The organism is Chryseobacterium sp. JV558 (genome assembly GCF_033712365.1).
In the GTDB taxonomy this organism is placed as follows: Bacteria; Bacteroidota; Bacteroidia; order Flavobacteriales; family Weeksellaceae; genus Chryseobacterium.
On the sequence record NZ_WJHU01000002.1, the window covers coordinates 318,957 to 332,228 of the forward strand.

The window sequence follows — 13,272 nt, forward strand, 5'->3', positions numbered from 1 at the left end:
TTTTCTCCGTTTTGTGAAGAAAAAATAATTTAGATTACATAGTTTTTTTTAAGGTTTTTTTGTTTTTTATTTTATTTTATTAATTATATTATTTTTTTTTAATTGTTTTGTTGGTTTTTTACTTGTTTTTTTTGTAAAAAAATATTAAATAAATAATATTGAAATATTGTGAAATTATTTATTGGTTTTATTTAAAATATTTGTTAAAAAGATATTTTTTAACAAATATTAATATTTTATTTTTTGTTTTTGTTAGTAATAATTTAAAAATTTATATTTTTTTAAGAAATTGTTTTGTATTTTTAAGAAAGTTTTACAAATTTGTAGCCTGTAAAAAATAATTGAATTTGATATGAAGAAATTAACTGCGAGTGTATTTGCGGTGGTACTATCATCATCATTTATGATGGTATCGGCACAAAACACGAAGGATACTCTAAAAACCAAAAATATAGAGGAGATAGTTGTTACCGGAGCCTTAGGTATCAAAAGAAAGGCTGATGCGGTAACAAATACACAGCAAGTTGTAACGACAAAAGAACTGAATCAAGCGTCCGCACCAACCGCTGTACAGGCGCTGACGGGGAAGGTTTCAGGTTTGCAAATCAATTTGACAAATAATGGTGTGGATCCTAGCTATAGAGTTGTCTTAAGAGGTGCTAAATCTATCACGGGTAACAATCAAGCATTAATTGTAATTGATAATGTTATTTCATCTGCTGACATCTTACAGCAGATACCACCAGAAGCAATTGAAAACATTAACGTAATTAAAGGTTTACAAGGAGCAGCCCTTTATGGTCAGCAAGGGGTAAATGGAGTAATTATTGTAACTACAAAAAGAGGTACGAAATCTGAGAAACTTCAGATGACATTCAACTCATCTATTGATATTTCGAATGCTTTTATGCTGCCAAAAGTTCAGCAGAAGTATGGTAAAGGAGTTCAGGATGAAGGATGGAGTGATGTAAGTTATGGTGGTACAAACTATGTGCCATGGGAAAACATGTCTTGGGGAGCTGCATATGACAATCCGGTTATCGGAGGAACTATGATGCCTTCGGGTCTTCCACAGGCTGATGGATCATTTATTTATGAAAAATATTCTCCGGTGAAAGATCATATGAAAAAGTTCTTTTCAACAGGAATATTAACTCAAACGGGAATTACAGCAACAGCTGGTGGATCTGATTCATATGTTTCTTTCTCTGCTAACAGAACAGAAAATAATTTCGTTGTTGAGGGAGATAAATTGAGACAAAACAGTTTTATCTTTAAAGCTGGTAAGAAAATTGGAAAATTGAAAATTGATGGTAACATCAACTATATCAACAGAATTGTTTCCAATACTAATTCATCTTTATATGATGATATTCTTCAGACTCCAACTAATAACAATATTAAGCTTTATAGAAATAGCGGAATTGAAGGATATTATACTGGATATGCAGTAAATCCATATTGGACTATTGATCATGAAAGATATGACAGACGTAGTGATTATTTTAGTGCTATCCTTGGTTTAGATTATGAGCTGAATAAGAACATCAACATTACGTATAATGGAAACGTTACAACAAGAGGGATGACGTATACCAGACATAATGATGGTGCAATTTTCAGTAAAACATATAATCTTCCTGGAACTTCTATTGATGGAATTACTTTTGGTGATTTAGGAAATGGTGATATTACTTCTTGGTTCTATGAGAGTACATCAAAAGAAAGAAATTATTATGGTGACTTAATGATTAACTTTAATTATGATTTAACAGATAAAATCAACTTAAAGCTTAACATTGGTAATAACATTCAGGACAGAACTTATAATGTAACATCTGTAGGTGGAAATAATCTGGATATCCCAGGTTGGTACCACATTAAGAATGTTCTTAATCCAGATCCTTATTCAAGCGCTAATTTAGATAACTATCAGACAAACAGTAGAATTATTGCTGGATTTGCTAACATGGATTTAAGCTATAATGATTATTTATTCTTAAACTCTACATTTAGAATTGAGCAATCTTCAGTGTTATCAACAAGACCTTTTAGTACAGGAAAAAGAACAAACCCTGTTTATCCTTATTATTCAGTAGGTTTATCTTTTATACCAACTAAAGCATTTGCTAATTTAAAAGGAGATATTCTTAATTATGCAAAAATTACTGGTTCATATACAAGAGTAGGTAATACAACCGCTGTAGATCCTTATAGAACAGATGAAATCGGAGTATTTCCAACAGGTTTCCCATTCAATGGATTAAGTTCATATATTAATAATCAAACTCCTACATCAGTAGACATTAAACCTGAATTTGTTAATACCTTGGATTTTGGATTGTCTCTAGGATTCCTGAAAGATAGAATTAGATTAGATGCATCTGTTTATCAATCTACAACAGATGACTTGATTACTGCAAGAACTGCATCAAGTGCATCTGGATTAACAAGTATTCTTGACAATGTTGGTAAAATGAGACTAAGAGGACTTGAACTTGATTTAGGAATTACACCAATCAAGACAAGTGATTTTACTTGGGATATGAAGGTGTCCTACTCTACATATAGATCTAAAGTTTTAGAATTGGCTGATGGAGCTGATGAAGTTTCTTTATTGAGCAGTACTCAAGCAGCTGTAGGTATCTTTGCTGTAAAAGGATCTGACTTCCCGGTTATTAAAGGAAGTGCCTTCCAAAGAGATGATCAGGGAAGAATTATTGTTGACTCTAAGGGGAATCCTTTGACAACAAGTAATCTTCAAGTTCTAGGAAGAGCTACCCCTGATTATATTCTTGGATTTTCCACAAACATTAAGTATAAAGGATTTACTTTATCCGCAATGGGAGATTTTAGAAAAGGTGGTCAATTTGTATCCTTTACGAAAAACCTACTTGCCTTTACAGGAGGTTTAGAAGAATCAGCTGAGTTTGACAGAACACAAGGATATATTGTTCCTAATTCAGTACAGAATACGGGTACAACTGCAAATCCGGTGTATACTCCTAACAACACTCCAGTTGGTGGAGCAGGAACTTATACTAACGTTACCAACTACTTCTCAAGTAGTGCTTACAGAGGTGTTGGTGAAAACTTAGTAGTGGATGCAACAGCATTAAAGATTAGAGAAATTGCATTAAGTTATGATATACCAAAATCAGTCTTAAGCTCAACTTTCTTGAATTCATTGACAGTTGGTGTTTACTCAAGAAACCCGTTCTTTAAGTATGCAGATAATAACAGAAACTATGCAGATCCGGAAACAGCAAGTAATACAGGAAATGCAGCTGGTTTTGCTAATACGACGCAGTATCCATCAACTAGAAGCTTTGGGGTAAACCTTAAAGCATCTTTCTAAACTTTAATTAATTATTACTTAAAAATGAAAAAATTTAAATATACAATACTTGGTTTAATCGTTGCCTCAATGACGTTGACTTCATGTGATCATTATCTGGATATTAATGAAAATCCAAATAATATCCACGCGGAAGCTATTACACCAACTTTACTATTTCCTGGTGCTGTTGCTCAGACTTACAGAACCCAGGCTACATGGATGAATAGATTTGGAGGGCTTATGATGAATTCTTATGCTGGTAACTCTTATTCTTTCGGAGCTCCATTTGGTAATGATTATACATTAAATGTAGACAGTTCTTTTTATCCACAAATTTGGGATGGGCTATATAGAAACGTAAGTAATTTTGTAGCTATTGAAAAATATGATAACTCTACTCATAAGTATGATAATTATGTAGCTGCTGCGAAGGTGATGAAGGCATTCTACATGCAGACTATTGTAGACTTGTATGGTGATGCTCCTTATTCTCAAGCATTTATGGGACAAGCAAATGCTACTCCAAAATATGATAATGATGAGGAAATCTACAGATCATTAATTCTTGGTTTGAATGATGCAATCACTCTTATTGATAATGGTAATGCAGCTGCACTTGAGCTAGGTGCTACAGATATTGTTTTCCAGGGATCGATGAGTAACTGGAAGAGTTTGGCAAATACTGTTAAATTAAGAATGTTGATGAGAATGTCTAAAGTGACTGGAGCTATGGCTACCTTTAGAGATCAGCAACTTCAGACTTTAGCAGGAGCTGGTTTTGTAGAAAGTGATGTTTTAGTAAACCCTGGATATAGTGCTGCTAATGACGATCAGCAGAATCCGTTTTATGGATATTATGTAAGAAACAGTTCAAACTCTCAGTTACAAAACAATACATTGTTTACAGCTTCTGAGCATATTGCAACTTGTCTTAATGGTAACCCTTACAATATGGCTGATAATGTATATCAGAAATTTAACGGTATCATAGATGGAAGAAGAAGTAGAATGTTCTCATTGGTTACTTATAATGGGCTTTCAGTTGTTAAAGGTGTTAGACAAGGTGCTACACCAGGTCAACCTGGTGCTCCAACTGATCTTACGACAGTTTCTAGATTTGGAAATGGATGGATTTTTGGTCAGGGTAGTCCTAGTACTACTGCCCAGTTGACATCTGTAGGATCTGCAAAAGCAGGAGTTTTAATGACTCGTTCAGAGAGTGATTTTCTTCAGGCTGAAGCAGCTGTTAGATATCCATCTATTTTCTCTAATGGTCAGGGTAAGTTCGAAAATGGAATCAAAGCATCTTTTGATTACTTATATGCAACAGCTGGTATGTCTGCTACATATATTGCTGATATCCAAAGTAAAGTAGGTTTAGGATGGACTGGAAGTAATGAAAATAAAATTGAGGCTATCATGACTCAAAAATGGTTAGGAACTGCAGGAATCAACCCTACGGAATCTTTCATTGATTATAATAGAACGGGATACCCAGTTACTCCAATGGCAACAACTTCGGCAAAACCGAATAAGCCATACAGATTGATGTATCCGTCATCTGAATACGTAGCCAACTCAGCAAACGTTCCTCAGATTTCAAATGCTCAATGTTTTACTAAGAACCAAACGACTCCTTTCTGGAATCAGAATTAATTCTTACAATACAATTTTAATATATTTTACCGCCTTCGGGCGGTTTTTTTTGTTTAATAGAGAGAAGTATTTTTGAATATTAAAATATGTTAAGCATAATGTTTCCCCTATCTACCTTTAGTTTTTATTCTTTTTTAATATTCAATTTGTTGATATTCAATTTGTTTTACTGTTTTTGTGATAAATAAAATATAGATAATATCAATTTAAACGATTGTTATTATTTCTTAAAAAAATATAATAAAAAAGTAATTTGTTTTTGTTAAATGTTTTGTTTTTAACTTATTTTAATACTTAATTCATTGTTTTTGTTTGAAAATATTAAACAAATTGTAATTTTTTTACATTTTGCTTTGTGGTATTAAGAAAGTTTTACAAATTTGTAAAGTCACAAAAATTAATTTGATATGAAGAAACTAACAGCAAGTCTTCTTGTTTTAGTACTGTCTTCTTCTATAGCTGTCGCTAATGCCCAGCAAAAGAATGATACTATTAAAACAAAAGAAATTGAGGGGGTGGTTGTAACCGCACTCGGGATTAAAAGAGAGAAAAAATCTCTTGGTTATGCTTCTGAAGAAGTAAAAGCTGCAGAGTTAACTGGTGGGACCACCAATACTGGTAACGTAGCATCTCTTCTTTCAGGAAAGGTGGCCGGGCTACAGGTAAATACAAATAACAACTTTGGCGGATCAGCAAACCTTTTGATCAGAGGGTATAAATCTTTGTCAGGAGGCTCTCCACTTATTGTAATTGATGGTTCGCCAGTTAATAATAACACTGTAACCGGGTCTACATTCGATTATGGTAACTTTCTTTCAGATGTCAATCAGGAAGATATTGAATCCGTAAACGTATTAAAAGGTGCCGCTGCATCTGCGTTGTATGGTGAAAGAGGAAGTGATGGGGTAATCCTGATTGTAACTAAAAGTGGAAGAGGAAATAATGATGGAAGCTGGGGAGTTACTTTAAGCTCAGGAATTACAGCCGGATTTATTGATAAATCAACTTTCCCTACCTATCAGAAAAAATATGGAGCAGGTTATGGCGGACAAGCATGGAACGAAGATCCAGGACCTGGAGGTTACAATTATGCTAACTTTGTAGATGACGCCTCTTATGGGCCGGCATTTAATCCTAATCAATTGGTTTATCAATGGGATTCATTTGATCCTTCTTCTCCAAACTATGGAAAAGCTACACCTTGGGTTGCTGCGAAAAACGGACCCATTAAATTCTTTGAAACACCAGTTACTTATGTTAATACAATCACGATTGAAAAAGGAAATAAAACTTCAAACCTTTCCTTATCATATTCCAATATGCTTTCCAATGGTCTGATGCCTAATTCAGAGCTAAGGAAAAATACGATTTCGGCTAAATTTAATCATGATTTTACAGATAAGCTACATGCTTCAGTTTTCACTACTTTAACTTTACAAGATACCAAAGGTCGTAACGAAACAGGATATTCTGATAACGTTGTGACCGGTTTCAGACAGTGGTGGCAGACTAATGTAGATGTATTGGCATTAAGAGATGCTTATGCTAACAACGGAAACAGTAATTTTTCCTGGAACAGATCTACATCAGCTGATGGAACTCCTCAATATTGGAATAATCCCTATTTCCAAAGATATCAGAATTATCAGTCTGATGACAGAACCAGAATATTCAGTTATGCTCAGTTGAAATATGATGTTTCTAAGAACTTTGGGGTAACAGGAAAATTGTCTTATGATGATTTACAAATGGTTGTAGAAGAAAGATTGATGAATGGATCTCTTCCTCAGGCATTTGGTGCTTCACAGCTTAATGTAAGTTCAGGATATGCAAGAACCAATGTGAAAAATACTGAGATCAACTTTGATTTATTTGCTAATTACAAGTTTGATATTACTTCTGACTTAAGCGTTAGTGGTATCGCAGGAGGGAACGTTAGACGAAACCTTGTTGACAATATTTTTATGAGTACAGAAGGAGGTTTATCTAAACCTGGGCTGTTTGCTATATCAAACTCAATAAGAACAATCCTTCCGCCTGATGAAAATTATGCAAAATGGGTTACTTCCAGTTTATATGCTACAGCATCTTTCGGATATAAAAACTTCTTATTCGTTGATGGTACTTATCGTGTAGACCAATCTTCCAACTTACCAAAAGGAAATAATAGCTATGGATACCCTTCCGTTACTGGTGCGGTTATCCTATCAGAATTTGTAAAACAACCTTGGCTAAGCTTCTGGAAATTGAGAGCAAACTATGCTGAGGTGGGTTCTTCTACTAATAACTTCCGATTGGTAAATACTTTCAAAGCGAGAGGTGAGGGGTTATTTGATCAACCGTATTTTCTTGCAAATCCAAACTTAAAACCTCAGAGGTCTAAGGAAACGGAATTTGGTATGGAAGCACAGTTCTTTAAAAATAGATTAGGTTTTGATATCGCTATTTATAAAACCAGAACGTTTGATCAGATTATCAATTTACCAGTTTCTTCTGCGACAGGATATAGAACATTCCTTGTTAATGCGGGCCAAATTGATAATAAAGGTATCGAAGTACAGTTAAATGGTACACCATTTAAAACTAATAACTTTACCTGGGATGTTAATGTGAATTGGTCTAAAAACGAAAATAAAGTTATTGCATTAAATGGTGATTCACAGAATTACCTGATGGCTAGTTATCAGGGCGGAGTATCTCTTAACGCACGTGTAGGAGAATCTTTTGGAGCTTTGGTAGGATCAGATTATGTATATAATGAGAATGGAGATAAAGTAATTGATCCAGCTACAGGTCGTTATTTAAGAAATAATAATCAAGTTATAGGAAATATCACACCAGATTGGGTAGGTGGTGTTAGAAACAGTTTCCGTTATAAAGATTTCTCAGTAAGTTTCCTGATTGATGTGAAAAAAGGAGGAGATGTATTCTCTACCGATATGTATTACGGATTGGCAACAGGTCTATATGCAGAAACTGCAGATTATAGAGAAAGTGGGCTGGTACATCCAGGAGTTAATCCAAATGGAAATGTTAATACGACTCCTACAATCAATCCTGGATCTTTTGGTAACGTAGACGGATATAGAAGAATGCCGAATAAAAGATTCATTTATGATGCATCTTACGTGAAGTTGAGAGAAGCAAGTATAGGATACAACCTTCCAAAATCAGTTCTTGCCAACACTTCTATTCGTGACGCGAAAATTTCACTTGTAGGGAGAAACCTTTGGATTATCCACAAAAATCTACCTTACGCAGATCCAGAAGCAGGAACAGGGAACGGTTTAGCGGCTAAAGGTAATTCTATTGGAGTGTTACCTACTACTCGTGATATTGGAATAGATATAACTTTAAAATTCTAGAAAATGAAAAAATTATTTTTAATTATAGGTTTAGCTTCATTAGCGTTAACTTTTACATCGTGTGAAAGAGATATCACTTCACTAAATGAAGATACCAAACACCCGACTGAGGTTCCTTCAGGAGTCCTTTTTGCCAGTGCTGAACATGCACTTCTTGATCAGTTACTATCTGCCAATGTAAACCGTAATATTACGAGATTTTTCACACAGCAATGGTCAGAAACCACCTATACTGATGAGACCAATTATGATATGGTGACAAGGCCAATCCCGAGAAATCACTATAACCGCATAATGGCATCAGCTTCTGCAACAATCAATTCTCCTGGAGTGTTGTCTGCATTGAGAGATGCAAGACGATTTCTTGAAACCGAAGGAGTAGATGCTGTTACCAAAAACAATAATATTGCCATGATTGAATTGGTAAATGTTTATGCATGGGCTAATTTAGTGGATACCTATGGTGATATTCCTTATTTTGGAGCATTAAAAGCTACGGCGGAGAACCCTGGAAGTGCTGAGATTCCTTATGATGATGCCAAAACAGTATATCTGGATCTTATTAAGAGAATTGATGCTGCGCTTGCCATGATTAATACTTCTGGTAATGGATATACCAATGATTTGATCTACAAAGGAGATATGAACAAATGGAAAAAAATGGGTAATTCATTGAAGTTCAGAATGGCAGTAACTTTGGCAGATTCTGATCCGGCTTTGGCTAAAACTTATGCAGAAGCTGCTTATACCGCTGGATTATTAACTGAAAAAGCAGATAATTTCGGATTGCAGACTTTCCCATCAGGATTATTGTCAAACCCTGTTTATCAGGATGTAATTCAATCTGGTAGAAATGACTTTATTCCTTCTGATGTTCTTGTTGATTTTATGAATACCACTTCAGATCCAAGAAGAGCAACATGGTTTACAAAGGTTGCTGGTGCTTATGTTGGTGGAGTTTATGGAGATCAGAATATTTTCAAGGATTACTCTCACTTTACGAACGCTATTTCAGGAGAAAATGCACAAGGCTTCTTATTGGATTATTCTGAAATTCAATTCTTAAGAACTGAAGCCGCTGCGAGAGGCTTTAGTGTTGGAGGTACTGCTGCTAATTTATATAAAGATGCTATTACAGCTTCAATGACTGAATATGGTATTGACGCACCAACTGCAAATGCATTTATCGCAGCTAATCCATATAATGCGGCCAACTGGAAAAAATCTGTAGGAGAGCAAGCATGGATTGCAATGTTCAATAAAGGATTCCAGGCATGGAATTTTGCAAGAAGATTAGACTTCCCTGTGTTTGTAAACCCAGGAGGTTCTGTAGTAGAATCAGTGCCGGTAAGAATGAAATATTCTGATCAGGAATATCTTCTAAATGCTAAAAATGTGAATGCTGCAGCTTCAAAAATTGGAGGTGATAAAGTATCAACAAAATTATTTTGGGATAAATTTTAATTTAAATAATAATTCTTCAAGCCATGAACAGGCTTGAAGAATATAAAAACTTTTATATGAGATTTTTTATAGGAACTCTTCTTTTAATGAGTATTGCATCATGTTCCAATGATGATGATCGTGCAGTTGTAAATGAAGATGTAAGTATTAATGGAAGTTGGAAACCATATAAGTATGAATTCAAAGGTAAAGATATCATGCTGACTGATTGTGAAAAGAAAGGAATCATATTTATAAATCCGGATTTCTCTGGATCTTATGAAAGGTATGATGTATCTTCTTCTTCGGGAAATTGTAATTTGTTTGATTCTTTTGGAGGAAAATGGACTTTTGATAAAATGTATCAGACATTAACTCTTACCTACACAGAAGCAGGTGTTACTAAAACACTGAAAAAGGAAATAGATTCCTATTCCAATACTGAACTCAAAATTAATGACAACAGTAAAAACTTGGATAACACACCTGGAAATGACGAAGGTGTCTTAGTTTTCAGAAAAGAATAAATATTCTCATTTACCTATAAAACCGCCTTCGGGCGGTTTTTTTATTTCCGTATATTTGTAGCTTAAATTTCAGGCAGAAACATACTGTGAAAATGTTTCAGCTATAGGCATTAAAAGAGAATTAGAAACATGAATATTAAAGATATTATAGAAGAAAAACTTTCAGAAGTCATTTTAAACGTATATCAGTTAAAAGACATCAAGCTGGAAGTTCAGGAAAATAAAACGGAATTTGAGGGTGATTTTACCATTGTCACTTTCCCGTTGGTAAAACAGTTGAAAAAAAATCCTGAAAGTATCGGGGTTGAATTAGGTGAAGCTTTGACAGAGCAGACGGAAATTTTCGAAAGCTTTAATGTTGTAAAAGGGTTCCTTAATGTTAAGGTTAAAAACCAATTGTTTGTAGATAACTTCAGATCTGTAAGCAAAAATTTCTCTACAATAGAAAAGAAAAATTCTACAGTAATGGTAGAATATTCTTCACCGAATACGAATAAGCCATTACACTTAGGGCACATCAGAAATAATTTATTAGGATTCTCGGTTGCTCAGATTTTAAAAGAAGCTGGATATGATGTGATCAAAACTCAGATCATTAACGACAGAGGCATTCATATCTGTAAATCTATGCTGGCGTGGGAGAAATTCGGGAATGGAGAAACTCCTGAAACAACAAATACCAAAGGAGACAAATTTGTAGGAAACTACTATGTAGAATTTGACAAAAACTATAAAAAAGGAATTGCAGATCTTGTAGAACAGGGAGTAGGAGAGGAACAGGCTAAAAAGGATGCTCCGGTGATGAAAGAAGCACAGAAAATGCTCTTGGATTGGGAAAATGGAGATGCAACGGTAAGAGCGCTTTGGGAAGAAATGAATTCATGGGTTTACAAAGGATTCAATGAAACGTATAAAAGGCTTGGTGTTGACTTTGATCAGGTTCAGTACGAAAGCAATACTTATATTTTAGGAAAAGATCTTATTCAGGCAGGGTTGGATAAAGGAGTTCTGTACCAGAAAGAAGATGGTTCTGTTTGGTGTGATCTTACTGATGAAGGTCTTGATCAGAAATTATTATTACGTTCTGACGGTACATCAGTTTATATGACACAGGATCTTGGAACAGCAGTTGAGCGTTTTAAGCAAAACAATATTCAAAAGCTGATCTATACAGTAGGAAACGAACAAGATTATCACTTCCAGGTTTTATTTAAAATTCTTAAGAAGTTAGGATATGAATGGGCTGATCAGTTGTTCCACCTTTCTTATGGAATGGTAGAATTGCCTGAAGGTAAAATGAAATCCCGTGAAGGAACCGTGGTAGATGCAGATGACCTGATGCAGGAAATGTATGAAACAGCAAAATCTAAGGCTCAGGAATTAGGGAAATTAGAGACACTTTCTGAAGAAGATAAAGAAATATCTTATGAAACAGTAGGGTTGGGTGCATTGAAATACTTTATGCTTAAAGTAGATCCTAAGAAAAAAATGCTTTTCAATCCTGCAGAAAGTATTGATTTTAATGGAAATACAGGGCCGTTTATTCAATATACTTACGCTCGTATTCAATCATTATTGTCTAAAGCAGGTACTTTACAACCGGAAACAGCTGATATTGAATTAAATCAATCTGAAAAAGAATTGATTATGCAGTTGACAAACTTTAAAACTGTAGTGGCGAAATCTGCGGAAACCTTAAGTCCGGCTTTAGTAGCAAACTATGTTTATGATCTTGTTAAGGCATACAACTCTTTCTATCAGAATAACCCAATTCTGAATCATGAAGATGAAAATGTAAAACAATTCCGTTTGAATATTTCAGATATCACAGCGAAGACGATCAAAAAATCGTTGGAACTACTGGGAATAGGAACCGTAAACAGAATGTAAAAATAGAAAGCCTCCTGAATTTTCAGGAGGCTTTTTTGTATGTAAAAGTTTTTGACGTATTAATTAGTTTAGAATAATACATAAACAAAGACATCACAAAACCAGAATCTTACAATTTATTACTTTCCCCACTGCTCATCTGCTTCAGACTATCTGCATACAATTTGGCTGGAGTCCATCTTGCATGCTTGGAAAGAATAGCTTTATATCCTTTTTTATAAGTATAAACTTTGGTAAATACGGCGCCAAAAAATATCAGCATACAGGAATAGTTGATCCACATCATAATCAGGATGACCGTTCCCGCAGCTCCAAAGGCTGAAGTAGGTTTTATCTGGTTGAAATAAAGACTTAATAAAAACTTTCCGAGGGTAAATAAAACAGTTGTCAGAAATGCTCCTTTCCATACCGGTTTCCAGCTGATCAGAACATCAGGCAGTACTTTAAACATCAAAGCAAATAAGAACATGACAATTCCAAAACCTACCGCAAAATTCACAAACTCTACCAGCATATAGGTTTCAAAACCAAAATACTGAGTGATTATTTTATTGAACAGACTGATCAGAGAAGATAAAACCATAGTGATCATCAAAAGAAATCCCATAATAAGAATCATTCCCAAAGAATTGGCTCTGTCCAGGAGAAATTTAATTAATGCTTTTTTGGGAGCAGCTTCTACTTCCCAAAGTGAATTTAATGAATGCTGAAGCTGAAAAAAGAGTGTTGTAGAACCGAAAACCAAAGATCCAACTCCTACGGCTTTCATGAAAATATTCTTTTTGTCAATCAGAGCACCTGCCAGCATACCTTCAATACTTTTAGCAACATCAGGGCCCATAATACCACTGATCTGCGTGCTTATTTGTCCACGGATGGCTTCTTCGCCAAAGAAATTTCCGAGTACCCATATAATAATGATCAATAATCCCGGAATTGAAAAGATGGCATAATAGGCCAGACTTGCTGAATCTTTTGATGCAGTAGAATTGTTCCATTCTGTAAATGTATCTTTCAGAACCTCCCAGAAAAATTTAGCACTTTTAATCAT

Annotated in this window: 7 protein-coding genes; 6 read left to right on the forward strand and 1 reads right to left on the reverse strand. The window is 34.6% G+C overall.

The features are described 5' to 3' along the window. Nucleotides 1-352: 352 nt before the first annotated feature. The 6 genes from GFU89_RS07270 to argS all read left to right on the forward strand — a co-directional run bounded on the left by GFU89_RS07270 (nucleotide 353) and on the right by argS (nucleotide 12,221). The gene (locus GFU89_RS07270; protein WP_318846507.1) at nucleotides 353-3,358 is read left to right on the forward strand and encodes a SusC/RagA family TonB-linked outer membrane protein; all 3,006 of its coding nucleotides are present in this window, start codon (nucleotides 353-355) and stop codon (nucleotides 3,356-3,358) included. A 24-nt stretch (nucleotides 3,359-3,382) separates the two neighbouring features. Further along, complete coding sequence (locus GFU89_RS07275) at nucleotides 3,383-4,996, forward strand: SusD/RagB family nutrient-binding outer membrane lipoprotein (RefSeq protein ID WP_318846508.1); 1,614 nt, start codon at nucleotides 3,383-3,385, stop codon at nucleotides 4,994-4,996. 407 nt (nucleotides 4,997-5,403) lie between these two features. After that, nucleotides 5,404-8,361, forward strand: a complete 2,958-nt coding sequence (locus GFU89_RS07280; protein WP_318846509.1) for a SusC/RagA family TonB-linked outer membrane protein — start codon at nucleotides 5,404-5,406, stop codon at nucleotides 8,359-8,361. A 3-nt stretch (nucleotides 8,362-8,364) separates the two neighbouring features. Next, the gene (locus tag GFU89_RS07285) at nucleotides 8,365-9,825 is read left to right on the forward strand and encodes a SusD/RagB family nutrient-binding outer membrane lipoprotein (RefSeq protein ID WP_318846510.1); all 1,461 of its coding nucleotides are present in this window, start codon (nucleotides 8,365-8,367) and stop codon (nucleotides 9,823-9,825) included. A gap of 56 nt (nucleotides 9,826-9,881) precedes the next feature. Continuing rightward, a complete protein-coding gene (locus tag GFU89_RS07290; RefSeq protein ID WP_318846511.1) occupies nucleotides 9,882-10,331 on the forward strand; it encodes a lipocalin family protein in 450 nt (149 codons plus the stop codon). A gap of 129 nt (nucleotides 10,332-10,460) precedes the next feature. Further along, a complete protein-coding gene (gene argS, locus GFU89_RS07295) occupies nucleotides 10,461-12,221 on the forward strand; it encodes an arginine--tRNA ligase (protein ID WP_318846512.1) in 1,761 nt (586 codons plus the stop codon). A gap of 109 nt (nucleotides 12,222-12,330) precedes the next feature. Here argS and GFU89_RS07300 read toward each other — a convergent pair whose 3' ends face one another. Beyond that, entirely contained in the window at nucleotides 12,331-13,272 is a 942-nt protein-coding gene (locus GFU89_RS07300; protein WP_318846513.1) for a YihY/virulence factor BrkB family protein, read from the reverse strand.